This is a genomic window from Streptomyces sp. NPDC085900, from assembly GCF_044540925.1.
In the GTDB taxonomy this organism is placed as follows: domain Bacteria; phylum Actinomycetota; class Actinomycetes; order Streptomycetales; family Streptomycetaceae; genus Streptomyces; species Streptomyces gilvifuscus.
In genome coordinates this window covers 46,798-71,422 of record NZ_JBITSP010000014.1, presented here as the reverse complement: position 1 = coordinate 71,422, position 24,625 = coordinate 46,798, and the positions used below count along the sequence as shown (strand labels likewise).

General features: G+C 70.0%; 24 protein-coding genes. 10 read left to right on the top strand and 14 right to left on the bottom strand.

Annotated elements, in window-relative coordinates; genetic code table 11:
- Positions 1–167 precede the first annotated feature (167 nt).
- Complete coding sequence (locus tag ACIGDI_RS36525) at positions 168–998, top strand: AbfB domain-containing protein (RefSeq protein ID WP_399906068.1); 831 nt, start codon at positions 168–170, stop codon at positions 996–998.
- 54 nt (positions 999–1,052) lie between these two features.
- Here ACIGDI_RS36525 and ACIGDI_RS36520 read toward each other — a convergent pair whose 3' ends face one another.
- The 8 genes from ACIGDI_RS36520 to ACIGDI_RS36485 are packed head-to-tail and all read right to left on the bottom strand — an operon-like array spanning position 1,053 to position 7,629.
- A complete protein-coding gene (locus tag ACIGDI_RS36520; RefSeq protein WP_058926035.1) occupies positions 1,053–1,385 on the bottom strand; it encodes a metal-sulfur cluster assembly factor in 333 nt (110 codons plus the stop codon).
- The gene (gene sufU / locus ACIGDI_RS36515; protein ID WP_399906065.1) at positions 1,382–1,852 is read right to left on the bottom strand and encodes a Fe-S cluster assembly sulfur transfer protein SufU; all 471 of its coding nucleotides are present in this window, start codon (positions 1,850–1,852) and stop codon (positions 1,382–1,384) included. Before sufU ends, ACIGDI_RS36520 begins: the two co-directional genes overlap by 4 nt.
- Before the next feature lie 16 nt (positions 1,853–1,868).
- Positions 1,869–3,125, bottom strand: a complete 1,257-nt coding sequence (locus ACIGDI_RS36510; RefSeq protein ID WP_399906062.1) for a cysteine desulfurase — start codon at positions 3,123–3,125, stop codon at positions 1,869–1,871.
- On the bottom strand, positions 3,122–3,886 hold the full coding sequence (gene sufC / locus ACIGDI_RS36505; RefSeq protein ID WP_200699160.1) for a Fe-S cluster assembly ATPase SufC: 765 nt from the start codon (positions 3,884–3,886) through the stop codon (positions 3,122–3,124). Before sufC ends, ACIGDI_RS36510 begins: the two co-directional genes overlap by 4 nt.
- Positions 3,887–3,893: 7 nt before the next feature.
- Complete coding sequence (locus tag ACIGDI_RS36500; protein ID WP_058926031.1) at positions 3,894–4,214, bottom strand: non-heme iron oxygenase ferredoxin subunit; 321 nt, start codon at positions 4,212–4,214, stop codon at positions 3,894–3,896.
- A complete protein-coding gene (gene sufD, locus ACIGDI_RS36495; RefSeq protein ID WP_399906058.1) occupies positions 4,214–5,395 on the bottom strand; it encodes a Fe-S cluster assembly protein SufD in 1,182 nt (393 codons plus the stop codon). The genes ACIGDI_RS36500 and sufD overlap by 1 nt, the downstream gene beginning before the upstream one ends.
- Positions 5,396–5,455: 60 nt before the next feature.
- Positions 5,456–6,880 (bottom strand): Fe-S cluster assembly protein SufB, encoded by a 1,425-nt coding sequence (gene sufB / locus ACIGDI_RS36490; RefSeq protein ID WP_058926029.1) that lies wholly within the window; start codon positions 6,878–6,880, stop codon positions 5,456–5,458.
- Positions 6,877–7,629, bottom strand: a complete 753-nt coding sequence (locus tag ACIGDI_RS36485) for a metalloregulator ArsR/SmtB family transcription factor (protein WP_200699158.1) — start codon at positions 7,627–7,629, stop codon at positions 6,877–6,879. The genes sufB and ACIGDI_RS36485 overlap by 4 nt, the downstream gene beginning before the upstream one ends.
- Before the next feature lie 160 nt (positions 7,630–7,789).
- Here ACIGDI_RS36485 and ACIGDI_RS36480 point away from each other — a divergent pair, with 160 nt between their 5' ends.
- The 4 genes from ACIGDI_RS36480 to ACIGDI_RS36465 are packed head-to-tail and all read left to right on the top strand — an operon-like array spanning position 7,790 to position 11,412.
- Positions 7,790–8,641 carry an aminoglycoside N(3)-acetyltransferase gene (locus tag ACIGDI_RS36480; protein ID WP_399906054.1) on the top strand — a complete coding sequence of 284 codons (852 nt, stop codon included), beginning with the start codon at positions 7,790–7,792 and terminating at the stop codon, positions 8,639–8,641.
- A gap of 10 nt (positions 8,642–8,651) precedes the next feature.
- Positions 8,652–9,575 carry an ABC transporter ATP-binding protein gene (locus tag ACIGDI_RS36475; RefSeq protein ID WP_399906051.1) on the top strand — a complete coding sequence of 308 codons (924 nt, stop codon included), beginning with the start codon at positions 8,652–8,654 and terminating at the stop codon, positions 9,573–9,575.
- Between the two features lie 53 nt (positions 9,576–9,628).
- A complete protein-coding gene (locus tag ACIGDI_RS36470) occupies positions 9,629–10,345 on the top strand; it encodes an ABC transporter permease (RefSeq protein ID WP_390629342.1) in 717 nt (238 codons plus the stop codon).
- A 56-nt stretch (positions 10,346–10,401) separates the two neighbouring features.
- Entirely contained in the window at positions 10,402–11,412 is a 1,011-nt protein-coding gene (locus ACIGDI_RS36465) for a heme A synthase (protein WP_399906048.1), read from the top strand.
- 10 nt (positions 11,413–11,422) lie between these two features.
- Here the strand turns inward: ACIGDI_RS36465 and ACIGDI_RS36460 are convergent, their stop codons facing one another.
- From ACIGDI_RS36460 to ACIGDI_RS36450, 3 genes are all read right to left on the bottom strand, one after another.
- Positions 11,423–12,529 carry an amidohydrolase family protein gene (locus ACIGDI_RS36460; protein ID WP_399906045.1) on the bottom strand — a complete coding sequence of 369 codons (1,107 nt, stop codon included), beginning with the start codon at positions 12,527–12,529 and terminating at the stop codon, positions 11,423–11,425.
- Between the two features lie 105 nt (positions 12,530–12,634).
- The gene (locus ACIGDI_RS36455) at positions 12,635–12,967 is read right to left on the bottom strand and encodes a hypothetical protein (protein WP_200699152.1); all 333 of its coding nucleotides are present in this window, start codon (positions 12,965–12,967) and stop codon (positions 12,635–12,637) included.
- A gap of 92 nt (positions 12,968–13,059) precedes the next feature.
- Positions 13,060–14,013, bottom strand: coding sequence for a heme o synthase (locus ACIGDI_RS36450; protein ID WP_399906419.1), 954 nt, complete (start codon positions 14,011–14,013; stop codon positions 13,060–13,062).
- Positions 14,014–14,369: 356 nt separating this feature from the next.
- Here ACIGDI_RS36450 and tkt point away from each other — a divergent pair, with 356 nt between their 5' ends.
- From tkt to pgl, 5 genes are read left to right on the top strand one after another with little or no spacing between them, the layout of a single operon-like run.
- A complete protein-coding gene (gene tkt / locus ACIGDI_RS36445) occupies positions 14,370–16,457 on the top strand; it encodes a transketolase (RefSeq protein WP_399906041.1) in 2,088 nt (695 codons plus the stop codon).
- Between the two features lie 33 nt (positions 16,458–16,490).
- The gene (tal, locus tag ACIGDI_RS36440; RefSeq protein WP_399906039.1) at positions 16,491–17,609 is read left to right on the top strand and encodes a transaldolase; all 1,119 of its coding nucleotides are present in this window, start codon (positions 16,491–16,493) and stop codon (positions 17,607–17,609) included.
- Between the two features lie 49 nt (positions 17,610–17,658).
- The gene (zwf, locus tag ACIGDI_RS36435; protein WP_399906037.1) at positions 17,659–19,152 is read left to right on the top strand and encodes a glucose-6-phosphate dehydrogenase; all 1,494 of its coding nucleotides are present in this window, start codon (positions 17,659–17,661) and stop codon (positions 19,150–19,152) included.
- Complete coding sequence (gene opcA / locus ACIGDI_RS36430; protein WP_399906034.1) at positions 19,149–20,270, top strand: glucose-6-phosphate dehydrogenase assembly protein OpcA; 1,122 nt, start codon at positions 19,149–19,151, stop codon at positions 20,268–20,270. Before zwf ends, opcA begins: the two co-directional genes overlap by 4 nt.
- Positions 20,267–21,049, top strand: a complete 783-nt coding sequence (gene pgl, locus ACIGDI_RS36425; RefSeq protein ID WP_384820674.1) for a 6-phosphogluconolactonase — start codon at positions 20,267–20,269, stop codon at positions 21,047–21,049. The genes opcA and pgl overlap by 4 nt, the downstream gene beginning before the upstream one ends.
- A 38-nt stretch (positions 21,050–21,087) precedes the next feature.
- On the opposite strand, the gene ACIGDI_RS36420 is transcribed toward pgl, so the two are convergent.
- From ACIGDI_RS36420 to ACIGDI_RS36410, 3 genes are read right to left on the bottom strand one after another with little or no spacing between them, the layout of a single operon-like run.
- Positions 21,088–21,927 (bottom strand): carbohydrate ABC transporter permease, encoded by an 840-nt coding sequence (locus ACIGDI_RS36420; RefSeq protein WP_399906031.1) that lies wholly within the window; start codon positions 21,925–21,927, stop codon positions 21,088–21,090.
- On the bottom strand, positions 21,924–23,285 hold the full coding sequence (locus ACIGDI_RS36415; protein WP_399906028.1) for an ABC transporter permease subunit: 1,362 nt from the start codon (positions 23,283–23,285) through the stop codon (positions 21,924–21,926). The genes ACIGDI_RS36420 and ACIGDI_RS36415 overlap by 4 nt, the downstream gene beginning before the upstream one ends.
- Before the next feature lie 6 nt (positions 23,286–23,291).
- Positions 23,292–24,617, bottom strand: coding sequence for an ABC transporter substrate-binding protein (locus tag ACIGDI_RS36410; RefSeq protein WP_399906025.1), 1,326 nt, complete (start codon positions 24,615–24,617; stop codon positions 23,292–23,294).
- Positions 24,618–24,625 lie beyond the last annotated feature (8 nt).

The following is a 24,625-nucleotide window of genomic DNA, read 5'->3' as shown; positions in this document are numbered from 1 at the left end:
CTTCACTATCCCGTAAGCAGGTTTTCGCAGGGACGTTGGATATTCGCGGAAATCGCTTGCCGAAACATCTCCCCCAACTCGCCCTGGCTCCACTAGTGTTTCACCGCTCAATCACCCCACCCTCACACCCCCGGCCGCCGCCATGGGCGCCGCTGGAGGAACAGCGCATGCCAGAAACCACGCCCGAGCCCTCTCGCGAACCCTGGGAGAACGGCTGGGCCCCCGACACGTCCCGCGCACCGGGCACCCGAAGACTGTGGCTGGCCGGCGGACTCGCCATAGCCACCGTCATCACCTGTGTGATGGCGATGGCCGTGATGGACACGGGCGCCGACCGTGACACGAAGGCGTCGCAGGACCCGTCGTCCGCCCAGACCGTCCCCGGCCTGATCTCGTTCGCCTCGCCCTCCGTCAAGAACGCGACGGCACCGCCGAGCGGCAAGAGCGGCATGTCGTCGACGCATCCCAGCACCTCCGCCGAGCCCCAGGAGAACGGCTCGCCGTCCGCGGCCCACAGCGCCAAGCCCTCCAAGTCACCCGGCTCGCATGCGAGTTCATCCTCCAAGCCGAAGCCGTCGGCCACCTGGCGGTCCGTCGAATCGGTCAACTACCCCGACCGCTACTGGCATGTGAGCGGCGGTTACGTGAAGCTCGACCCCCTCGGCGGCTCCGAGTCTCGCCAGGACTCCACGTTCAAAGTGGTCAAGGGCCTGGCCGACGGCTCCTGTTACTCGTTCGCCACGCACGACGGCACCTACCTGCGCCACCGCAACTTCCTGCTGCGCGACGAGCCGAACGACGGCTCGGCCCTGTTCCGGCAGGACGCGACCTTCTGTCCCCGCGCCTCCGCCTACTCGGGCGCGGTCATGCTGGAGTCGGTGAACTACCCGGGCCGCTTCCTGCGCCACCAGAACTTCCAGCTGAGGCTCGACCCGTTCCAGAACAGCTCGCTCTACCTGGCGGATTCCGCGTTCCGGCTGGTGGGCGGGGTGGCCTGACAGCAGGAAGCGGCGACACCCTTCAAGGTGCCGCCGCTTCTTGTCTGGGGGGTCTCAGACGTTGAACCCGAGCGCCCGCAACTGCTCCCGCCCGTCGTCCGTGATCTTGTCCGGGCCCCACGGCGGCATCCAGACCCAGTTGATGCGCAGCTCGTTGACGAGGCCGTCCGTGGCGGACTTGGCCTGGTCCTCGATGACGTCCGTCAGCGGGCAGGCCGCGGACGTCAGGGTCATGTCGATCGTCGCGATGTTCGCGTCGTCGATGTGGATGCCGTAGATCAGGCCGAGGTTGACGACGTCGATGCCCAACTCGGGGTCGACGACGTCGTACAGCGCCTCGCGGATCTCCTCCTCCGAGGCCGGCTTCATCTCAACGGTCTCGCTCATGCCGTCTTCCTTTCGGCGTCGGCGTCGGCGCCCAGCGCCTGGGCCGTCGCGTCCTTCCACGCCATCCAGCTGAGGAGGGCGCACTTGACCCGGGCCGGGTACTTGGAGACGCCGGCGAACGCGACCGCGTCCTCCAGCACCTCCTCCATCGCGTCGTCCGGCTCGATCCGGCCCTTGGACTGCATCAGCTCCAGGAAGGTCTCCTGGATCTTCTGCGCGTCCGTCAGGTCCTTGCCGACCAGCAGTTCGTTCAGCACCGAGGCCGAGGCCTGGCTGATCGAGCAGCCCTGGCCCTCGTACGAGACGTCCTCGATCCGCTTGCCGTCGTACTTGACGCGGAGGGTGATCTCGTCGCCGCACGTCGGGTTCACGTGGTGCACCTCGGCGTCGCCGTCCCGGAGACCACGCCCGTGCGGGTGCTTGTAGTGGTCCAGGATGACTTCCTGGTACATCGAGTCCAGCTTCATGCGATCGCTCGTCCCATCAGCCGAAGAAGTTCCGTACGTGCTCCAGCCCCTCGACCAGTGCGTCGATCTCGGCCGGCGTGGAGTACAGATAGAACGACGCTCGCGTGGTCGCGGGAATTCCGTACCGGAGGCAGACGGGGCGGGCGCAGTGGTGGCCCACGCGGACCGCGATGCCCTGCTCGTCCAGTACCTGGCCCACGTCGTGCGGGTGGATGTCGCCGAGCGTGAAGGAGATCGCCGCGCCCCGGTCCTCGGCCGTGGTCGGGCCGATGATCCGCAGGTCCGGGACCTCCGACAGCCGCTTGACGGCGTACTCGGTCAGCGCGTGCTCATGGGCGAGGATCTTGTCCATGCCGATGGCTTCGAGGTAGTCGATCGCCGCGCCCAGGCCCACGGCCTGGGCGATCGGCGGGGTGCCCGCCTCGAACTTGTGCGGCGCGGGAGCGTAGGTCGAGGAGTGCATCGACACCGTCTCGATCATCTCGCCGCCGCCGAGGAACGGAGGCAGGTCCTCCAGCAGCTCCTGGCGTCCCCAGAGGACGCCGATGCCGGTCGGGCCGCACATCTTGTGGCCGGTGAAGGCCACGAAGTCGGCCTGCAGGGCCTGCACGTCCACCGGCATGTGCGGGGCGGCCTGCGAGGCGTCGATGCAGACGAGGGCACCCACCTCCTGCGCGCGCCGGATGATCGTCTCGACCGGGTTGACCGTGCCCAGGATGTTGGACACCAGCACGAAGGAGACGATCTTCGTCTTCTCGGTGATGATCTCGTCGATGTTGGACAGGTCGAGGCGGCCGTCGTCGGTCAGGCCGAACCACTTCAGCTTCGCGCCCGTGCGCTGCGCGAGCAGCTGCCACGGCACGATGTTGGAGTGGTGCTCCATCTCCGTGATGACGATCTCGGTCTCGTGGTCCACCCGGTAGGGCTCGTCGGCCCAGCCCAGCATGTTCGCCACGAGGTTGAGCGACTCGGAGGCGTTCTTGGTGAAGATCACCTCGTCGCGGCTCGGCGCGTTGATGAACGCGGCGACCTTGTCGCGCGCGCCCTCGTACAGCGCCGTGGCCTCCTCGGCGAGCACATGCACACCGCGGTGGACGTTGGCGTTGTAGCGCTCGTAGTACTCGGAGAGGGCGTCCAGCACCTGGCGCGGCTTCTGCGAGGTCGCCGCGTTGTCCAGGTACACGAGCTTCCGCCCGTCGTGGACCTGACGGTCCAGGATGGGGAAGTCCTTGCGGATCGCCTCGGTGTCGAGGAGGCCCGGCAGCTGTGTCACGCGGATACGCCACCCTTCGTGTAAACCTCGTAGCCCTCGTTCTCCAGCTTGTCGGCGAGCTCGGCGCCGCCGGACTCGACGATGCGACCGCCGGAGAAGACGTGGACGAAGTCGGGCTTGATGTAGCGCAGGATGCGCGTGTAGTGCGTGATCAGCAGGGTGCCGACCTCGCCGGACTCGCGGACGCGGTTGACGCCCTCGGAGACGACCCGGAGCGCGTCGACGTCCAGGCCGGAGTCCGTCTCGTCGAGGATCGCGATCTTCGGCTTGAGCAGTTCGAGCTGGAGGATCTCGTGGCGCTTCTTCTCACCGCCGGAGAAGCCCTCGTTGACGTTGCGCTCGGCGAAGGAGGGGTCCATGTGCAGGCGCTCCATGGCCTCCTTGACCTCCTTCACCCAGGTGCGCAGCTTGGGGGCCTCGCCGCGGATCGCGGTGGCGGAGGTGCGCAGGAAGTTGGAGACCGAGACGCCGGGGACCTCGACCGGGTACTGCATCGCCAGGAACAGGCCGGCACGGGCGCGCTCGTCGACGGACATCTCCAGGACGTCCTCGCCGTCGAGGGTGACGGTGCCGCCGGTGATCGTGTACTTCGGGTGGCCCGCGAGGGAGTAGGCGAGGGTCGACTTGCCGGAGCCGTTGGGGCCCATGATGGCGTGCGTCTCGCCCTGCTTCACGGTCAGGTCGACGCCCTTGAGGATCTCCTTCGTGGCGTTGTCGGCCTCGACGGTGACGCGCAGGTCTCGGATTTCAAGCGTTGCCATGGGTGCCTCAGGACTCCTGGTTGAGGGAGACGAGAACGTCGTCCCCTTCGATCTTTACGGGGTATACGGGGACGGGGCGCGTCGCGGGAAGGCCGGACGGCTTGCCGGTGCGGAGGTCGAAGCTGGAGCCGTGCAGCCAGCACTCGATCTGGCAGTCCTCCACCTCGCCCTCGGAGAGGGAGACGTTCGCGTGCGAGCAGATGTCGTGGATCGCGAACACCTCGCCCTCGGTCTTCACGACCGAGACCGGCGTGCCGTCGAGTTCCACCCGCTTCGGGGTGTCCTCCTCCAGCTCGCTCAGCCCACAGGCGCGTACGAACGCTGACATCAGACCGACGCCTCCAGCTCCTCGTCGATCTTCTCCAGCAGTCGCGCCTGGATGTCGTCGACGCCGATCTGCTGGACCAGCTCGGCGAAGAAGCCGCGGACCACCAGGCGACGGGCCTCGTCGGCGGGGATGCCGCGGGCCATCAGGTAGAAGAGCTGCTCGTCGTCGAAGCGGCCGGTGGCGGAGGCGTGGCCGGCGCCGACGATCTCGCCGGTCTCGATCTCGAGGTTCGGCACCGAGTCGACGCGGGCGCCGTCGGTCAGCACGAGGTTGCGGTTCATCTCGTACGTGTCCGTGCCCTCGGCCTTGGCCTCGATGAGCACGTCGCCGATCCACACCGCGTGGGCGCCCTCGCCCTGGAGCGCGCCCTTGTAGGCGACGTTCGACTTGCAGTGCGGGGTGTTGTGGTCGACCAGGAGGCGGTGCTCCTGGTGCTGGCCGGCGTCGGTGAAGTACAGGCCGAACAGTTCGGCCTCGCCGCCGGGGCCCGCGTAGGCGACGCGCGGGTGCAGGCGTACGAGGTCGCCGCCGAAGGTGACCACGAAGGACTTGAAGGTGGCGTCGCGGCCGATCAGCGCGTTGTGCTGGCCGACGTGGACGGCCTTGTCGTCCCAGTCCTGGACGGAGACGACGGTCAGCTTGGCGCCGTCGCCCAGGATGTAGTCGACGTTGGCGGCGAGCACGGCGTCACCGGTGTGGTCGATGACGACGACCGCCTCGGCGAAGGCTCCGAGCTCGACGACCTGGTGGCCGTAGGCGACCCCGCCCTCGCCGTGCACGGCGATGCGGATCGGCTCGGTGAGCACCGTCTCCTTGGGGACGGTGACCACGCCGGCCTTCTCGAACGCCGAGTACGCCTGGGCGGCGACGCGGTCCACCGGGGTGCCGGCCTTGCCGATCCGGGCGTCGCCGCGGTCGACGGTCTCGACGGTGACGCCCTCGGGGGCCTCGACCGCGACCTTCACGCCCTCGCCGGTGGCGACGGCGGTGCCGTCGTGCAGGCCGCGCAGGCGCTCCAGCGGGGTGAACCGCCACTCCTCCTCGCGGCCGTGCGGGACCGGGAAGTCCGCCACGTCGAAGGAGGGGGGCGCGCTCATGCGCGTGGCGACGGTCGACTCGGCGGCCACCGCGATCTGGCCGGCGGTCGTGCTGCCCACCGGGATGTTCTGAGCCTCAGCCATGGCTGTCGGTCTGCTCTCTTCCTACGTCAGAATTGCTGGCTGCTTACCTGGAGACCGGTCCTAACCGACCGCGCCCTCCATCTGCAGCTCGATCAGCCGGTTGAGCTCGAGGGCGTACTCCATGGGCAGCTCCTTCGCGATGGGCTCGACGAAGCCGCGCACGATCATCGCCATCGCCTCGAACTCGCTGAGGCCGCGGCTCATCAGGTAGAAGAGCTGGTCCTCGGAGACCTTGGAGACGGTCGCCTCGTGGCCCATGGACACGTCGTCCTCGCGGACGTCCACGTAGGGGTACGTGTCGGAGCGGGAGATGGTGTCGACGAGCAGCGCGTCGCACAGCACGTTCGACTTGGAGCCGTGGGCGCCCTCGCCGATCTCGACCAGACCGCGGTAGGAGGTACGGCCGCCGCCGCGCGCCACCGACTTGGAGACGATGTTGGAGGAGGTGTTCGGCGCCATGTGGACCATCTTGGAGCCGGCGTCCTGGTGCTGGCCCTCGCCGGCGAAGGCGATGGACAGGGTCTCGCCCTTGGCGTGCTCGCCCATCAGGTAGACGGCCGGGTACTTCATCGTCACCTTGGAGCCGATGTTGCCGTCGATCCACTCCATGGTGGCGCCCTCGTAGGCGACGGCGCGCTTGGTGACCAGGTTGTAGACGTTGTTCGACCAGTTCTGGATGGTCGTGTAACGGCAGCGGGCGTTCTTCTTGACGATGATCTCGACGACCGCGGAGTGCAGCGAGTCCGACTTGTAGATCGGCGCGGTGCAGCCCTCGACGTAGTGCACGTAGGCGCCCTCGTCGACGATGATCAGGGTCCGCTCGAACTGGCCCATGTTCTCCGTGTTGATACGGAAGTAGGCCTGGAGCGGGATCTCCACGTGCACGCCCTTCGGCACGTAGATGAAGGAGCCGCCGGACCACACCGCGGTGTTCAGCGACGCGAACTTGTTGTCGCCGACCGGGATGACCGTGCCGAAGTACTCCTTGAAGAGCTCCGGGTGCTCCTTCAGAGCGGTGTCGGTGTCCAGGAAGATGACGCCCTGCTCCTCCAGGTCCTCGCGGATCTGGTGGTAGACGACCTCGGACTCGTACTGGGCCGCGACACCGGCGACGAGGCGCTGCTTCTCCGCCTCGGGGATGCCGAGCTTGTCGTACGTGTTCTTGATGTCCTCGGGCAGGTCCTCCCAGGACTCCGCCTGCTTCTCCGTGGAGCGCACGAAGTACTTGATGTTGTCGAAGTCGATGCCCGACAGGTCCGAGCCCCAGTTCGGCATGGGCTTCTTGTCGAACAGCCGCAGGCCCTTGAGGCGGAGCTTGGTCATCCACTCCGGCTCGTTCTTCTTGGCGGAGATGTCCCGGACGACTTCCTCGCTGAGACCGCGCTTCGCCGAGGCACCGGCTTCGTCGGAGTCCGCCCAGCCGTATTCGTACTTGCCCAGGCCCTCAAGCTCAGGGTGGGCAGTCTCCTCGATGGGGAGAGTCATGCGGGGTTCCTCCCGGCCGTGCTTGCAGATGCGTTGTGAGTGATCTCGGAAATCTTTGGGATGAACGTCGTGCAGACGCCGTCGCCGTGCGCGATGGTCGCCAGTCGCTGGACGTGGGTACCCAGCAGCTGGGAGAAGATCTCGGTCTCCGCCTCGCAGAGCTGCGGGAACTTTTCCGCCACGTGGGCGACGGGGCAGTGGTGCTGGCACAGCTGCTCGCCGACCGGTGCGCTGCGCGCCGTAGCAGCGTACCCGTCCGCGCTCAGGGCCTTGGCCAGGGCTTCCGTGCGCTCTTCGGGGGCGGCGGCCTCGATCGCCTTGCGGTAGGCGTCGGCCTGCTCGGCGATCCTCGCGCGAGCGAAGGCGACGACGGCCTCGTCCCCGCCGAACCGCTCCTGGATGAAGCGCAGGGCGTCCGCGGCGAGCTTGTCGTACGACTGGTCGAAGGCGTCGCGGCCGCAGTCGGTGAGCGCGAACACCTTCGCGGGGCGGCCACGCGTGCGCGTGCCGTACACCCGCTGCTCCCGCGCCTCGACGACGTCGTCGGCGACCAGCGCGTCCAGATGCCGTCGTACGGCGGCCGAGGTCAGGCCCAGTCGGCCGGCCAGCTCGGTGACGGTCGACGGCCCGTGGTCCAGGATGGACCGCGCGACGCGGTTGCGCGTGGAACGGTCCGAGCGCACACCGGCCGCGAGCTCCTCATGGGGGGTCCCCGTGGGGGTCTCCCGAGCCTCGCCGACGTTTTTCACAACGCCATTGTTGCGTAATTCCTCTGGACCGGGCAAGCGGCGTCCGGGCGACCCGACGGTGCCCTGCGTCACTTAGGCTCACCTAAGATGACCTGCGGGAACGATCTTTGATCGATCAAACAGGTGGCATACGGCAGACCCGTGGGTAAGACTCCCGACCATGGCGACACCCCCTCCGACCGGCCCACTTGTCACGCGGGACACACTGGCAGCAGAGCTGCGCGGGCTCGGCGTGCACAGCGGTGAGACCCTCCTCGTGCACTCCTCCCTCAGCAGTCTCGGCTGGGTCTGCGGCGGTGCCGTCGCGGTGGTCCAGGCCCTGCTCGACGCGGTCGGCCCGGACGGCACGATCGTCGTTCCCACCCAGACGGGCGACATCTCCGACCCGGCACTGTGGAACAGCCCGCCGGTACCCGAGGAGTGGTGGGCGCGGATCCGGACCTCGATGCCCGCGTACGACTCCCTGGTCACCCCCACGCGCGGGGTCGGTGTCGTCCCGGAGACCGTGCGCACCTGGCCGGGCGCCCTGCGCAGCGCGCACCCCCAGACGTCCTTCGCCGCGCTCGGCCCGGACGCGGCGCGGATCGTCGACGGGCACGCGACGGACTGCCGGCTGGGCGAGCACAGCCCGCTGGCCAGGCTGGAGGAGATGGGGGCCCGGGTGCTGCTCCTGGGCGCCGGCTACGGCTCGTGCACCAGCTTCCACCTGGCCGAGTACCGCATCCCCTCCCCACTCGTCGGCGTGGGCCGGCCCACGCCCGGCGGCGGCTGGGAGACGGTGATCGAGGTGTCGATCACCTCGGCCCGCTTCGACGAGCTGGGCCACGACTTCGAGCGGGACCGTCCCGTCGTACGGGGCAAGGCGGGCGCGGCCGACGTGCGGCTGTTCCCCGTGGCGGACGCGGTGGCCTACGCCGAGCGGTGGCTGCCGCTGCACCGCTCCCGCGAGGAGGAGATGGCGACGGGTGCAGATCCTGCACCCGCCCGTCGGAGCCGGGCGCCCCGTACCTAGACTCGGGCCCATGCGAAGTGAGCCCGTGGTCCAGGTTCAGGCCCTGGTGAAGCGGTACGGCACGAAAACCGCCGTGGACGGCCTCGACCTGGTGGCCGAGGCGGGCGTGACCGCCGTACTCGGTCCGAACGGCGCGGGCAAGACGACGACCGTCGAGACCTGCGAGGGATACCGCAGACCGGACTCGGGTTCGGTGCGTGTCCTCGGCCTCGACCCGGTGCGCCAGGCCCGTGAGCTGCACCCCCGCATCGGCGTGATGCTCCAGTCCGGAGGCGTGTACTCCGGCGCGCGGGCCGACGAGATGCTCCGGCACGTGGCGAAGCTGCACGCGAACCCGCTGGACGTGGACGCCCTGATCGAGCGCCTCGGCCTCGGCTCCTGCGGCCGTACGACGTACCGCCGCCTCTCCGGCGGCCAGCAGCAGCGGCTGGCGCTCGCGATGGCCGTGGTCGGCCGCCCCGAGCTGGTCTTCCTCGACGAGCCGACCGCCGGCCTCGACCCGCAGGCCCGCCACGCCACCTGGGACCTGGTCCGGGACCTGCGCGCCGACGGCGTCTCGGTGATCCTCACCACGCACTACATGGAGGAGGCCGAGCAGCTCGCCGACGACGTCGCGATCATCGACGCCGGCCGGGTCATCGCGCACGGCTCCCCGGAGGAGCTGTGCCGGGGCGGGGCCGAGAACACCCTGCGCTTCGTCGGCCGTCCCGGCCTCGACGTGGGGTCGCTGCTCAAGGCGCTCCCGGCCGACTGCTCGGCCGCCGAGCTGACGCCGGGCTCGTACCGGGTGGTCGGCAAGGTCGACCCGCAGCTGCTCGCGACGGTGGCGTCCTGGTGCGCGCAGCACGGCGTGATGCCGGACAGGATCTCGGTGGAACGGCACACCCTCGAAGACGTGTTCCTGGAACTGACGGGCAAGGAGCTGCGCTCGTGACGACGGTCACCGGTACCTACGCGCCGAAGCCGGGCGCGGCCCCCCTGCCCCGCATGATCGCGGCCCAGGCGGCGCTGGAGACGAAGATGCTGCTGCGCAACGGCGAGCAGCTGCTGCTGACGGTCGTGATCCCGACCCTGCTGCTGGTCCTGTTCAGCTCGGTGGACATCGTGGACACGGGCGCGGGCGAGGCGGTGGACTTCCTCGCCCCCGGCATCCTCGCGCTCGCGGTCATGTCCACGGCCTTCACCGGCCAGGCGATCGCCACGGGCTTCGAACGCCGCTACGGCGTCCTCAAGCGCCTCGCCTCCTCTCCGCTGCCCCGCTGGGGCCTGATGACGGCGAAGACGGCGTCGGTGCTGGTCACGGAGGTCCTGCAGGTGATCCTGCTGACGGTGATCGCCTTCGCCCTCGGCTGGTCCCCGCACGGGAACCCGCTCGCCGTCGCCCTGCTGCTCGTCCTGGGCACGGCGGCCTTCTCGGGCCTGGGCCTGCTCATGGCGGGCACCCTGAAGGCCGAGGCGACCCTGGCCGCCGCCAACCTGGTCTTCCTGCTGCTGCTCGTGGGCGGCGGGGTGATCGTGCCCCTCGACAAGTTCCCGCAGGGAGCGCAGGACGTCCTGGGCCTGCTGCCGATCTCGGCCCTGTCGGACGGCCTGCGGGACGTGCTGCAGCACGGCGCCGGCATGCCGTGGGGCGACCTGGGGATCCTGGCCGCGTGGGCGGTCGTGGGGCTGGCCGCGGCGGGGAAGTTCTTCCGCTGGGAGTAGCAGGGAGGTGAGCGGTCATGGACCCTCGTGAAAGCGTGCACAAGCGGCGGCCTACGATGGTTCCCGTGCCAAACGTGACCCGCGCCGACGCCCTCGCGGCCGTGCGCAACCCGCTCGCCCTCATCGCCGCACGCTGGACCCCGACACCCCGGACGGTTCGGCGAGCGGCCCTTTCCGCGCTCGTGATGTCGGTGGTCATCGTGGTCACCGGCGGCGCGGTACGCCTCACCGGTTCCGGGCTCGGCTGCCCGACCTGGCCGAAGTGCACCGCCGACTCGCTCACCACGACCAGTGCGATGGGCTTCCACGGCGTGATCGAGTTCGGCAACCGCATGCTGACCTACGTGCTCTGCGCGGCCGTCGGCTGGGCGATCGTCGCCGCCCGCTCGGAGAAGCCGTACCGGCGCAGTCTGACCCGGCTGGGCTGGGCGCAGTTCTGGATCGTCATGGGCAACGCGATCCTGGGCGGCATCGTGGTGCTGGTCGGCCTCAACCCGTACACGGTCGCCGCGCACTTCCTGCTCTCGTCCGCCCTGATCGCCGTCGCCACCGTCATGTGGCAGCGCACCCGCGAGGGCGACGGGGCGCCCCGGCCGCTGGTCGGCAAGCCGGTGCAGCAGATGGTGTGGTTCCTGGTGCTGGCCGCCACGCTGCTCATCGCGGTCGGCACGGTGGTCACCGGCGCGGGCCCGCACGCCGGTGACTCCCGCGAGGTCGAGCGGATGCCGCTGGACTGGGAGACGGTCAGCAAACTGCACGCCGTACTGGCCTGGATCGTGGTCACGCTGACGTTCGCCCTGTGGTTCGTCCTCAAGGCGGTCGACGCTCCCACGGCCCCCCTCGCCCGCACCCGCGAGCTCTTCGTGATCCTGCTCGCCCAGGGCGTCATCGGTTACGTCCAGTACTTCACCAAGCTCCCCGAGGCCCTGGTCGGCCTGCACATGCTCGGCTCGTGCCTGGTGTGGATCGGCGTACTGCGGGTGCTGCTGGCACTGCGCGAACGGCCGGAGGTGGTGGCCGACCTGCCGGGGCCCTCGGCCGAGGTGACGGTCGGCACGCGCGCGTAGGCCGCACCGCTCACTCCAGCCCGTACACCCGCCGGGCGTTGCCCGCCGCCACCAGCCCCGCCACCCGCTGGGCGTCCGCCAGCGACCACGCCCCTTCGGCCACCCAGCGGCCCAGCACCCGGCCGAGCGCCTCCCGGAACAGACGGGCGCCCACCACGTGCAGTTCGGGCAGCCCGTGCGCCCCGCTGGAGAAGAGGATCTTGCCGAAGGGGGCCAGTTCCAGGATCTCGGCGAGTACGGTCGCGGCGCGGGCGCCGGTGCGCACCAGGGCGGCTCCCGAGTCGGCGAAGACGTGCGGGAAGGCGCCCGCGAGGTGGGCGGCGTGCCGGTGGTACGGGTAGCCGTGCAGCAGGACCAGGTCCGTGCCGAGGCCGGCCGTGGCCCGGACGAAGTCGGTGAGCAGCACGGGGTCGGTGCGGTCGATGCGCTGGCCCGGTTCGCCGAGCCCCGCGTGCAGCTGCAGCGGCAGGCCCGAGGCGATGGCGATCCACAGCAGGTGCCGCAGCAGGACGGGGTCGGTCAGCTGGCCGCCGACCCGACGGCCGGACAGCCAGCGGCCCGCCGCGCCCCGCACCTCCCCGGGCCCCGGCGGCTCGGGCGCCAGGGCCAGTCCATGGCGGGTGCCGGCGACCGAGGTGAAGGCGACCGCGCCCGCGGCGGCGCCGTGCACCGATTCGGCGAGGTTGGCGAGGAAGGACTCGACGGTGCCGGAGGTGTCGGCGACCTGCTCGGCCAGTAATTCCAGGCGCACGATCTCCCGGGCCTCGGCCGCGCTCGCGGAGGCCAGTTCGTCCGGCCCGGTGAGGTCGCCGGGCAGGCCCGTGTCGACCAGGTACGTCGTGATCCCGCTGCCGCGCAGGAGTCTGCGGCCCGCCTCCAGGACGCCGAGTTCACGACGGCGGGCGAGGTAACGGGCGGGATGACAGTGCGGTTCCATGCCCAACAGGGGCGGGCACCAGCGCCGTACGGCGAAACCCGTCTGGGTGTCGAAGAGCGTGGTGCCCGGGGCGGGCGGGCCCTCGGTGCGGGCCAGCTGGGCCTCGAAGGTGCCGAGGCCCAGCTCGGTTCTCAGTACGCCGTGGCAGTACTGGTCCACGAGGGACGGCGTTTCGATCATCCGGGCTCTCCGTTTACTGGACCGTTGCTCCTTAACAGGTCCTAACGGGTGAACCGGTCATGAGGTGTTGGTGCGACACACCCCGTGCGAAATCGCCGGAAGCGGTCAGCTGTTCGCCGGACCGCCGAGCTGGATGCCCGCCATCCGCGTCCACTCGTACCGCCCGGTGCGCACCTTCGCCGCGAACTCCCCGTCGAAGTCCTCGTGGACCGTGATGCCGGCCTTCTGGACGGCCTTCTCGGCGAGTTCGTACGAGGGCGCCACCAGGTCGCCCCAGCCGCCGTCCTCGCCGACGAGGACGATGCGCGCGCCGCGCTCGCCGATGTGGGCCACCTGCCCCTCGGCCCCGCCGTGCGCCTTGGAGAAGGCGCCGATCCGCTTGGCGAGCTTCGCCACCTTGCGCTCGGCCTTCGCGTCAACCTGCTGCGTGTCTGCCATAGCCAGGATGCTACCGACGAGTAGATCGAACGGCGACGGGCGGGGTGCGTGGCCTTGACCACGCGCCCCGCCCGTCGGGCGTCACAGGGGTGTCAGCGCAGGAAGGGGTCCACCGCGATGGCCACGAACAGCAGCGACACATAGGTGATGGACCAGTGGAACAGGCGCATCTCCTTCAGCTTCGCGCCGGTCGCCTGCGCCTTCGCGCGGGTCTGCAGCGCGTGCGCCTCCCACAGCCACCAGCCGCCCGCCGCCAGGGCCACCAGGGTGTAGAACCAGCCCGTGTAGCCGAGGGGGGTGAGCAGCAGGGAGACGGCCACCATCACCCAGCTGTAGATCACGATCTGCCGGGCGACGACCTTGTTGGAGGCGATGACCGGCAGCATCGGCACGCCCACGCGCGCGTAGTCGTCCTTCACCTTCATCGACAGCGGCCAGTAGTGCGGCGGCGTCCAGAAGAAGATCACCAGGAACAGGACGACCGGGGCCCAGGAGAGGGAGTCGGTGACGGCCGACCAGCCGATCAGCACGGGCATGCAGCCCGCGATGCCGCCCCACACGATGTTCTGCGAGGTACGGCGCTTGAGGATCATCGTGTAGACGACGACGTAGAAGAGGAGCGCGCCGAGGGAGAGCCAGGCCGACAGCCAGTTGACGGTGAGGCCGAACAGGAGCGTGGAGACGACCGCCAGGGTGACGCCGAAGGCGAGGCACTCGCGCGGACTCACCATGCCCGTGACCAGCGGCCGCTGCGAGGTGCGGTCCATCAGCGCGTCGATGTCGCGGTCGATGTACATGTTCAGCGCGTTGGCGCCGCCCGCCGACAGGTAGCCGCCCACGCAGGTGAGCAGCACCAGCGTCAGGTCCGGTACCCCCCGCTGGGCGAGGAACATCACCGGAACGGTGGTGATGAGCAGGAGCTCGATGATCCGCGGCTTGGTCAGCGCCACGAACGCCTTGACACGGGCCCCGAACGGCCGGTGACGCGGGCTCTCGCTCGCACCGATTACCCCCGCTGGACGGGATTCGACGGCCGTCACGCACACCCCTACAGAGACATCCCAGCGAGCCTTCCCCGTGTGAAGCACGGGTAAAGGCTCGCGCGTACCACGCCACTGTAGACGTTGCCCATACCCCGCCCTTCGCGGGGGTGGGGTCGTGTTGGCGAGGGCCCACAGAAGGTCGTACGCGAGCTCGATTGAGCAGTCAGATGAGCGGCTGCGTATTCAGTTGCCGAACGGCCTCCAGGCCAGTCGGGAGGCGGATGCCGCGCAGGCCCGGCAGTCTGGAATGACTCGAAAAAATGCACGTTCTTACAGGGGTAGGCTCGACAACGGCCGGTGGGCGTCCAGTGCGCCGGCATTCGACATGCGTGACATGTGGAGAGGAGCCCTGACTCAGGGTGAGCACCAAGCCGACCACCACAGACCTCGAGTGGACCGAGTTGGACCAGCGGGCCGTGGACACCGCCCGCGTCCTGGCCGCCGACGCCGTACAGAAGGTCGGCAACGGCCATCCGGGTACGGCCATGAGCCTGGCGCCCGCCGCCTACACCCTCTTCCAGAAGGTGATGCGGCACGACCCGGCCGACCCGGACTGGGTTGCCCGCGACCGCTTCGTGCTGTCCGCCGGCCATTCGTCCCTGACCCTCTACACGCAGCTCTACCTGGCCGGCTTCGGCCTGGAGCTGGACGACCTGAAGGCCTTCAGGACCTGGGGCTCGAAGACCCCCGGCCACCCGGAGTACGGCCACACCAAGGGCGTCGAGACGACGACCGGGCCGCTCGGCCAGGGTGTCGCCAACGCCGTTGGCATGGCGATGGCCGCCCGCTACGAGCGCGGTCTGTTCGACCCGGAGACCCCGCAGGGCGAGTCCCCCTTCGACCACTTCGTCTACTGCATCGCCGGTGACGGCTGTCTGCAGGAGGGCATCTCCGCCGAGGCGTCCTCGCTGGCCGGCCACCAGAAGCTCGGCAACCTGATCCTGCTGTGGGACGACAACCACATCTCGATCGAGGGCGACACCGAGACGGCCGTCTCCGAGGACACCGTCAAGCGCTACGAGGCGTACGGCTGGCACGTGCAGCGGATCGCCCCGAAGCCGGACGGCGACCTGGACCCGCACGCGATCTACAACGCGATCGAGGCCGCCAAGCAGGTGACGGACCGCCCGTCCTTCATCGCGATGCGCTCGATCATCGCCTGGCCCGCCCCGAACGCGCAGAACACCGAGGCCGCCCACGGCTCCGCGCTCGGCGACGACGAGGTGGCCGCCACCAAGCGCGTCCTGGGCTTCGACCCGGAGAAGAGCTTCGAGGTCTCCGACGACGTCATCAAGCACACCCGGCAGGCGCTGGAGCGGGGCCGCGAGGCGAAGGCCGAGTGGGAGAAGTCGTTCCAGCTGTGGCGGGAGAACAACGCCGAGCGGGCCGCCGAGTTCGACCGCGTCGCCAAGGGCGAGCTGCCGGCCGGCTGGGAGGAGAAGATCCCGGTCTTCGAGCCCGGCAAGGGTGTGGCCACGCGTGCCGCGTCCGGCAAGGTGCTGCAGGCGCTCGGCGCGGTGATCCCGGAGCTGTGGGGCGGCTCGGCCGACCTGGCCGGCTCCAACAACACGACCATCGACAAGACGTCGTCGTTCCTGCCGGCGGACAACCCGCTGCCCGAGGCCAGCCCCTACGGCCGGACCCTGCACTTCGGCATCCGCGAGCACTCCATGGCCGCGGAGATGAACGGCATCACCCTGCACGGCAACACCCGTGTCTACGGCGGCACCTTCCTCGTCTTCTCCGACTACATGCGCAACGCCGTACGCCTGTCGGCGCTGATGCACCTGCCGGTGACGTACGTGTGGACGCACGACTCCATCGGCCTCGGCGAGGACGGCCCCACCCACCAGCCGGTCGAGCACCTCGCGTCGCTGCGCGCCATCCCCGGCCTCAACGTCGTGCGTCCGGCCGACGCCAACGAGACCGCGATCGCCTGGCGCGAGATCCTCAAGCGCTGGACCAAGGAGTACGGCAAGGGCGCCCCGCACGGACTGGCGCTCACGCGTCAGGGCGTGCCGACGTACGAGCCCAACGAGGACGCGGCCAAGGGCGGTTACGTCCTGTTCGAGGCCGAGGGCGGCGAGGCCCAGGTGATCCTGATCGCCACCGGTTCCGAGGTGCACGTCGCCGTCGAGGCGCGCGAGCAGCTTCAGGCCGACGGGGTGCCGACGCGGGTCGTGTCCATGCCGTCCGTGGAGTGGTTCGAGGAGCAGGACCAGGGGTACCGGGAGAGCGTTCTGCCGCCGAGCGTGAAGGCGCGGGTCGCGGTCGAGGCCGGTATCGGTCTCACCTGGCACAAGTACGTGGGGGACGCCGGCCGCATCGTTTCCCTGGAGCACTTCGGTGCTTCCGCCGACGGCAAGGTGCTCTTCCAGGAGTACGGCTTCACCGCCGAGAACGTGGCCGCCCAGGCCCGGGAATCCCTCGCCGCCGCCCAGCGCTGACGCCCACATACGACACGTAGGAGATGTAATTCCATGACAGACGCACTCAAGCGCCTCTCCGAGGAAGGCGTGGCGATCTGGCTGGACGACCTGTCGCGCAAGCGGATCACGTCCGGCAACCTCGCCGAGCTGATCGACCAGCAGCACGTCGTGGGCGTCACCACCAACCCGACGATCTTCCAGAAGGCGATCTCCGAGGGCGACGGCTACGACCAGCAGCTGTCCGACCTCGCCGCCCGCAAGGTCACCGTCGAAGAGGCCATCCGCATGATCACGACGGCGGACGTCCGCGACGCCGCCGACATCCTGCGCCCGGTCTTCGACGCCACCGACGGCCAGGACGGCCGCGTGTCGATCGAGGTCGACCCGCGCCTCGCCCACAACACCAAGGCGACGGTCGCCGAGGCCAAGCAGCTGGCCTGGCTGGTGGACCGGCCGAACACGCTCATCAAGATCCCGGCCACCGAGGCGGGCCTTCCGGCGATCACCGAGACCATCGGCCTCGGCATCAGCGTCAACGTCACGCTGATCTTCTCCCTGGAGCGTTACCGCAAGGTCATGGACGCCTACCTCTCCGGCCTGGAGAAGGCCAAGGAGCGCGGCCTGGACCTGTCGAAGATCCACTCCGTGGCGTCCTTCTTCGTCTCCCGCGTGGACACCGAGATCGACAAGCGGCTCGACGCGCTGGGCACCGACGAGGCCAAGGCGGTACGCGGCAAGGCCGCCATCGCCAACGCCCGTCTGGCGTACCAGGCGTACGAGGAGGTCTTCTCGTCCGACCGCTGGCAGGCGCTGGAGAACGCGGGCGCCCGCAAGCAGCGCCCGCTGTGGGCCTCCACCGGCGTGAAGGACAAGGCCTACAAGCCGACCCTCTACGTCGACGAACTGGTGGCGCCGAACACGGTGAACACCATGCCGGAGGCCACGCTGCACGCCACCGAGGAGAGCGGCTCCATCACCGGCAACACGATCGCCGGGACGTACGAGCAGGCCCGCGCCGACCTCGACGCGCTCGAGAAGCTGGGGATCTCCTACGACGAGGTCGTCCAGCTGCTGGAGGAGGAGGGCGTCGAGAAGTTCGAGGCGTCCTGGAACGACCTGCTGAAGTCGACCGAGGCGGAGCTGGAGCGCCTCGCCCCCGCGGAGGGCTGAGACCTTGGCTCCTCTTTCCGGTTCCGGAGCGAACCCGCTTCGTGACCCCATGGACCGACGGCTCCCGCGCATCGCGGGGCCGTCGGGCCTGGTCATCTTCGGCGTCACCGGCGACCTGTCGCGCAAGAAGCTGATGCCCGCCGTGTACGACCTCGCCAACCGGGGTCTGCTGCCGCCGGGCTTCTCTCTGGTGGGCTTCGCCCGCCGCGAGTGGGAGAACGAGGACTTCGCCGCCGAGGTCCACGACGCGGTCAAGGCCCATGCCCGCACGCCGTTCCGCGAGGAGGTCTGGCAGCAGCTCATCCAGGGGATGCGCTTCGTCCAGGGCACCTTCGACGACGACGACGCGTTCGAGCGGCTGCGCTCCACCATCGAGGAGCTCGACAAGGCACAGGGCACGGGCGGCAACTTCGCCTTCTACCTGTCGGTGCCGCCGCGCTCCTTCCCGGTGGTCATCCAGCAGCTGAAGAAGCACGGACTGGCGGACCAGACCGGCGGCTCCTGGCGGCGCGCGGTCATCGAGAAGCCCTTCGGCCACGACCTGAAGTCGGCCGAGGAGCTCAACAAGGTCGTGCACGAGGTCTTCGCCCCGGACCAGGTCTTCCGCATCGACCACTACCTGGGCAAGGAGACCGTCCAGAACATCCTGGCGCTGCGCTTCGCCAACACGATGTTCGAGCCGATCTGGAACCGGTCCTTCGTGGACCATGTGCAGATCACCATGGCCGAGGACATCGGCATCGGCGGCCGCGCCGGCTACTACGACGGCATCGGCGCCGCCCGTGACGTCATCCAGAACCACCTCCTGCAGCTGATGGCCCTGACGGCCATGGAGGAGCCGGCCTCCTTCGACGCGGACGCGCTGGCCGCGGAGAAGACCAAGGTGCTCGGGGCCGTGCGGCTGCCGAAGGACCTGGGCCGGGACACCGTGCGCGGGCAGTACTCGGCGGGCTGGCAGGGCGGCGAGAAGGCCGTCGGTTACCTCCAGGAGGAGGGCATCGACGCCAACTCCAAGACCGACACCTACGCCGCCATCAAGCTGGGGATCGACAACCGCCGCTGGGCGGGCGTCCCCTTCTACCTGCGCACCGGCAAGCGCCTCGGCCGCCGCGTCACCGAGATCGCGGTCGTCTTCCAGCGGGCGCCGCACTCCCCCTTCGACCACACGGCGACGGAGGAGCTCGGCAAGAACGCGATCGTCATCCGCGTCCAGCCGGACGAGGGCGTGACGGTCCGCTTCGGCTCGAAGGTGCCGGGCACCTCCATGGAGATCCGGGACGTTTCGATGGACTTCGCCTACGGCGAGTCGTTCACCGAGTCCTCCCCGGAGGCGTACGAGCGCCTGATCCTGGACGTGCTGCTGGGTGACTCGAACCTCTTCCCGCGCACCGAGGAGGTCGAGCTGTCCTGGAAGATCCTCGACCCGATCGAGGAGTACTGGGACAGGAACGGCAGGCCCGCGCAGTACCCGTCCGGCACCTGGGGTCCCGTCGAGGCGGACGAAATGCTCGAGCGAGACGGACGGAGCTGGCGCCGGCCATGAAGATAGACCTCACGGACACCACGGCCAGCAAGATCAACAAGGCACTGGTGCAGGGGCGGCGCGCCATCGGCACGCCCGCCGTCGGCATGGTGCTGACGCTGGTCATCGTGACGGACGAGGAGAACGCGTACGACGCGCTGAAGGCCGCGAACGACGCCTCGCGCGAGCACCCCTCGCGCACGCTCGTGGTCATCAAGCGCGTCTCGCGCACCCCCCGCGACCGCACGTCGTCCCGGCTGGACGCCGAGGTGCGGGTGGGCGCGGACGCGGGCACCGGCGAGACGGTCGTACTGCGGATGTACGGCGAGACCGCCGAGCACGCGCAGTCCGTCGTCCTGCCGCTGCTGCTGCCGGACGCGCCCGTCGTCGTGTGGTGGCCGGTGAACGCGCCGCTCGACCCGGCCAGCGACCCGCTGGGCGCCCTGGGCCAGCGACGGGTGACGGACACCTACGCCGCCGAGCAGCCGGTGCGGGAGCTGACGGCCCGCGCCGACACCTACACGCCCGGCGACACGGACCTGTCCTGGACCCGCATCACGCCGTGGCGCTCGATGCTGGCCGCCGCTCTCGACCAGGTCACCTGTGAGGTGGAGGCCGTCGAGGTGGAGGGCGAGGAGTTCAACCCGAGCTGCGAGCTGCTGGCGATGTGGCTGGCGGACCGGCTGGACGTGCCCGTGAAGCGGTCGCTGTCCGGCGGGCCCGGTCTGACGGCGGTGCGTATGCACACCGACAGCGGACCGATCGTGCTGGACCGTGCGGACGGTTCGCTCGCCACCCTCTCCATCCAGGGCCAGCCGGACCGTGCGGTGGCGCTGAAGCGGCGGGAGACGGCCGAGCTGATCGCCGAGGAGCTGCGGCGGCTCGACCCGGACGACACCTACGCCTCGGCGCTGCGGTTCGGGGTGGAGCGGCTGAACGCACCCGCGTCGGCGGCTCCCTTTCGGGAACCGGCTGCCAAAGGAGAGCCGGCCGCCGACGTCCCCGGAGGATCCGAGTCCGGCAGCGGAGAACCCCTCGCCGTCGAAACGCCTGTCGAGGACGCTGCGAAAGCTCCCGCACAGGAAGCGGCGGCGGCGGAGCCGGTGAAGCAGGAGTCGAAGAAGGCGGCCGCGAAGTGAGCACCCCGCAGCTGGTCGTGCACCACGACAAGGACCTGATGGCGCAGGCCGCCGCGGCCCGTCTGATCACGAAGATCGTCGACGCTCAGTCCTCCCGGGGCTCCGCGTCAGTGGTCCTCACCGGCGGCCGCAACGGCAACGGCCTGCTGGCCGCCCTCGCCGCCGCGCCGGCCCGGGACGCGATCGACTGGGGCCGGCTGGACCTGTGGTGGGGAGACGAGCGCTTCCTGCCCGAGGGCGACCCGGACCGCAATGTCACGCAGGCCCGCGAGGCCCTGCTGGACGCGGTCCCGCTGGACCCGAAGCGCGTGCACGCCATGCCCGCGTCGGACGGCCCGTTCGGTGGCGACGTCGACGCGGCGGCGGCCGCCTACGCGGAGGAACTGGCCCGTGCGGCGGGTCCGGAGAACCACGGCGCCGTTCCCACCTTCGACGTGCTGATGCTGGGCGTCGGCCCGGACACGCACGTGGCGTCGCTGTTCCCGGAGCTGCCCGCGGTCCGGGAGACGGACCGCACGGTGGTGGGCGTCCACGGCTCGCCGAAGCCGCCGCCGACCCGGGTGACGCTGACGCTGCCCGCGATCCGGGCGGCCCGCGAGGTGTGGCTGCTGGCGGCCGGCGAGGACAAGGCGGAGGCCGCGGCGATCGCCCTGTCCGGCGCGGGCGAGATCCAGGCGCCTGCGGCGGGCGCGCGCGGCAGGCAGCGCACACTGTGGCTGCTGGACGCGGCGGCCGCCTCACAACTGCCGAGGTCGCTGTACCCACCGGCGTCGCCGTGAGCGCGCGGTGGGGGTTCCCGACGGGAGCCCCCACCGCCTCACTTCACGGACCCGGCCATCACGCCCTGCACGAAGTGCCGCTGGAAGGCGAAGAACACCACCAACGGCACCACCAGGGACACGAACGCGCCCGGCGCCAGGACGTCGATGTTGCTGCCGAACTGCCGTATCTGGGACTGGAGTTCCACGGTCAGCGGCTGTGACGAGGGGTCCGCGAACAGCAGGGCGACCAGCATGTCGTTCCACACCCACAGGAACTGGAAGATGGCCAGGGAGGCGATCGCGGGGCGGCCGACCGGGAGCACCAGCCGGGTGAAGATGCGCCACTCGCTCCCGCCGTCCATCCGGGCCGCCTCCAGCATCTCCTTCGGCATCTCGGCGAAGTAGTTCCGCAGCAGGAACACCGCGAACGGCAGCCCGTACGCCACGTGGAAGAGCACGACGCCGGGGATCGTGCCGAACAGCCCCAGCTCGCCGAAGAGTTTGGCGACCGGCAGCAGGCCGATCTGCACCGGCACCACCAGCAGGGCGACCACGACCAGGAAGACGGCCTCGCGCCCGGGGAAGTCCAGCCAGGCGAAGGCGTATCCGGCGAGTGCCGCGAGGACCACGACCAGGACCGTCGCCGGGACCGAGATCAGCACGGTGTTCCAGAACGCCTGGGTGATGCCCGCGTTCTTCAGCAGCGCCGAGTAGTTGTCGAAGGACAGCCGGCCGGGGCTCGCGAGCGCCGTCCACCAGCCGCTGCTCGCCGAGTCCTCGGACGACCGCATCGAGGACACGAACAGCCCCGCGAGCGGTGTCAGCCACACCAGGCCGATCAGGACGAGGAAGGCCTGCACCAGACCGCTGGACAGAGCGCGCCGCACCGCGTTCATCGCTGACTCCTTCGGAATCGACGGACGTTGAAGACCATGGCGGGGACGACCAGGAGGAGGAGCAGGACGCCGAGCGCGCTGCCCAGGCCCTGGTTGTTGCCGCCGCCGAAGGACACCAGCCACATCTGCGTGGCGAGCACGGTCGCGTCCTCCGCCACGTCGCCGGGCGCGATGATGTAGACGAGGTCGAAGACCTTCATCACGTTGATCAGCAGCGTCACGAAGACCACGGTGAGGACGGGGGCGAGGAGCGGGACGGTGATGCGACGGAAGATCTGCCACTCGTTGGCGCCGTCCATCCGCGCCGCCTCCAGCGCGTCCCGGGGAAGGGTGGCGAGCCCCGCCCCGATCAGCACCATCGCGAATCCCGTCCAGATCCACACGTACGCCCCGATGATCGCCGGCGTCACGAGCGCCGGTCCGAGCCAGGAGACGCCCTGGTACGGCTGCGCGAAGTTCGAGGCCGGCAACTTCACCGTGTAGGAGCCAGACTTGAGGCCGCTGAAGCGGAAGGAGCCGTCGGCCGCGGTGGTCGTCCCGGCGACGGTCCTGCCGTCGTCGCGCACCGCCTCGACCTTCATCTCCGGCAGCCCGCTCTCCCGCCGGTCGACCGCCCCCGGCTTGCCGCCTCCGCCGGGCGTGAAGTCCAGGTAGACGACGCCGCTCAGGTCGCCGGCGGCCGCCTTGCGGTGGGCGGCCGGGTAGGCGGGGCGGGCGCCGTCCGGCAGGTCCTTGGGGGCGACGCCGACCAGGCCGAGGGTGACCGAGTCGCCGGGCTTCGCGGTCGCGCTCGTGCGGTACGAGCCGTCCTTGCCCGCCGTCAGGCCCTGGTCCGGGCGGGCCCGTGCGGTCGGGTAGTGCGATGTGCCCGCGAAGGCGTCGTGCACCCCGACCACGGCCGCGTTCAGCACGCCGCGGTTCGGGTCCGCGTCGTAGGCGAGGCGGAAGATGATGCCGGCGGCCAGGAAGGACACCGCCATCGGCATGAACAGCAGCAGCTTGAAGGCCGTCGCCCAGCGCACCTTCTCCACCAGTACGGCGAGGATCAGACCGAGGCCGGTCAGCAGCGCGGGGGCGACCACGACCCAGATGGCCGTGTTGCGGACGGCCTTGAGGGTGGCCGGGTCGCGGAACATCTCGGTGTAGTTGTCGCCGCCCACGAAGCGGGTGCCGGAGGCGTCGAAGAAGCTGCGGCCGACCGAGAACAGCACCGGGTAGACGACCAGCGCGCCGAGCAGGAGCAGCGCCGGAAAGACGAAGAGCAGGGCGACGATCCGGGCCCGCCGCCGGGAGCGCCGGGCGCGCTCGACCAGGCCGGCGGCGGGTGGGCTCGTCTCTTTCACCAGGGTCGCGGTCATGGCGCGTCAGCCCTGGTAGGCCTTGGCCGCCGCGGACTCCAGGCGGGCCGCGGTCCCCTTCGGGTCGGACGGGTCGCGCAGGAAGTCCTGCAGCAGCTTCCACTCGCCCGCGCCCTTGGTGCCGCCGAAGGCCGCCGGCGCCTGGTCGGACATGTCGAAGCGGACCGAGTCCCCGGCCGTGACGAGGGACTTGGCGGTGGCGCGGGTGACGTCGTCGCCGTACTGGGCGAGGTCGAGCTTCTTGTTCGGGGACAGGAATCCGCCCGCCTTCGCCCACACGGCCGCGGCCTCCGGGGTGGCCAGGTACTCCAGGAGCTTCATGCCGGCCTTGGCGTTCTTGCCGTCCTTCAGGACGACGGCCGCGTCACCGCCGCTGACGACGGGCGCCTTGCCGCCGTCGACCGCGGGGAAGGGGAAGAAGTTCGCGTCGGTGCCGATCGTCTTGCCGAACTGGTCGTGCGCGACCCCGGCGACGAAGTCGCCCTCGTAGACCATGCCGGCCTCGGGCTTGGGCCCGAACACCTTCTCCACGGAGCCGGGGAAGTCGGTGTTGAGGGCCTCCTTCTGGCCTCCGGCCACCAGGCGCTTGTCCTTGAAGAGCTTGCCGAGCGTGCCCAGTGCCTTGACGACGCTCGCGTCCGTCCACTTCAGCTTGTGGGCGGCCAGGGCGTCGTACTTCTCGGGTCCGGCCTGGGAGAGGTAGATGTTCTCGAACCAGTCGGTGAGGGTCCAGCCGTCCTGGCCGGCCACCGAGAACGCGGCGAGCCCGGAGTCGGAGACGGTGCGGCCGGCCTTGAGCATCTCGTCGTACGTCTTCGGCGGCTTGACGCCGGCCTGGTCGAGGGCGTCGGGGCTGTACCAGACCGTCGACTTGTGGGCGGCCTTGAAGTAGAGGCCGTAGAGGCGGCCGTCGACGCTGCCGTACTTCTTCCAGACGGGGGCGTAGCCGGCGTCCACCGTCTTCTCGGTGGTGGCCGACAGCGGGGTGAGCCAGCCCTTCTTGGCGAACTGCTGCAACACGCCGACCTGCGGGACCATCACCACGTCGGGCGCGTTGCCGCCCTCGATCTTGCTGCCGACGACGGTGGAGACGTTGTCCCCGGTGGAGATGAACTGGGTCTTGGCCCCGGTCTTCGCGCTGAAGGCGTCGAGGACCTTCTGGAAGTTCTTCTGCTCGCTGCCGGTCCACACACCGGCCACGGTGACCGTCTGGCCGCCGAGGGCCTTGTCGCCGCCGCCCGCGGAGACCGGGCCGCCGCCTCCGCAGGCGGTCGCGCCCAGGGCCAGGGCGAGGGCGGTGCAGCCGGTGAGCAGGGTGGTACGTCGCATCATCGTTGATG

Excerpts from the sequence above, each read along its gene's own strand:
- ACIGDI_RS36525 (WP_399906068.1), top strand. The coding sequence starts at position 168 with ATGCCAGAAACCACGCCCGAGCCCTCTCGCGAACCCTGGGAGAACGGC.
- ACIGDI_RS36520 (WP_058926035.1), bottom strand. The coding sequence starts at position 1,385 with ATGAGCGAGACCGTTGAGATGAAGCCGGCCTCGGAGGAGGAGATCCGC.
- sufU (WP_399906065.1), bottom strand. The coding sequence starts at position 1,852 with ATGAAGCTGGACTCGATGTACCAGGAAGTCATCCTGGACCACTACAAG.
- sufC (WP_200699160.1), bottom strand. The coding sequence starts at position 3,886 with ATGGCAACGCTTGAAATCCGAGACCTGCGCGTCACCGTCGAGGCCGAC.
- ACIGDI_RS36500 (WP_058926031.1), bottom strand. The coding sequence starts at position 4,214 with ATGTCAGCGTTCGTACGCGCCTGTGGGCTGAGCGAGCTGGAGGAGGAC.
- sufD (WP_399906058.1), bottom strand. The coding sequence starts at position 5,395 with ATGGCTGAGGCTCAGAACATCCCGGTGGGCAGCACGACCGCCGGCCAG.
- sufB (WP_058926029.1), bottom strand. The coding sequence starts at position 6,880 with ATGACTCTCCCCATCGAGGAGACTGCCCACCCTGAGCTTGAGGGCCTG.
- ACIGDI_RS36480 (WP_399906054.1), top strand. The coding sequence starts at position 7,790 with ATGGCGACACCCCCTCCGACCGGCCCACTTGTCACGCGGGACACACTG.
- ACIGDI_RS36475 (WP_399906051.1), top strand. The coding sequence starts at position 8,652 with ATGCGAAGTGAGCCCGTGGTCCAGGTTCAGGCCCTGGTGAAGCGGTAC.
- ACIGDI_RS36470 (WP_390629342.1), top strand. The coding sequence starts at position 9,629 with ATGATCGCGGCCCAGGCGGCGCTGGAGACGAAGATGCTGCTGCGCAAC.
- ACIGDI_RS36465 (WP_399906048.1), top strand. The coding sequence starts at position 10,402 with ATGGTTCCCGTGCCAAACGTGACCCGCGCCGACGCCCTCGCGGCCGTG.
- ACIGDI_RS36460 (WP_399906045.1), bottom strand. The coding sequence starts at position 12,529 with ATGATCGAAACGCCGTCCCTCGTGGACCAGTACTGCCACGGCGTACTG.
- ACIGDI_RS36455 (WP_200699152.1), bottom strand. The coding sequence starts at position 12,967 with ATGGCAGACACGCAGCAGGTTGACGCGAAGGCCGAGCGCAAGGTGGCG.
- tal (WP_399906039.1), top strand. The coding sequence starts at position 16,491 with ATGACAGACGCACTCAAGCGCCTCTCCGAGGAAGGCGTGGCGATCTGG.
- zwf (WP_399906037.1), top strand. The coding sequence starts at position 17,659 with ATGGACCGACGGCTCCCGCGCATCGCGGGGCCGTCGGGCCTGGTCATC.
- opcA (WP_399906034.1), top strand. The coding sequence starts at position 19,149 with ATGAAGATAGACCTCACGGACACCACGGCCAGCAAGATCAACAAGGCA.
- ACIGDI_RS36420 (WP_399906031.1), bottom strand. The coding sequence starts at position 21,927 with ATGAACGCGGTGCGGCGCGCTCTGTCCAGCGGTCTGGTGCAGGCCTTC.
- ACIGDI_RS36415 (WP_399906028.1), bottom strand. The coding sequence starts at position 23,285 with ATGACCGCGACCCTGGTGAAAGAGACGAGCCCACCCGCCGCCGGCCTG.
- ACIGDI_RS36410 (WP_399906025.1), bottom strand. The coding sequence starts at position 24,617 with ATGATGCGACGTACCACCCTGCTCACCGGCTGCACCGCCCTCGCCCTG.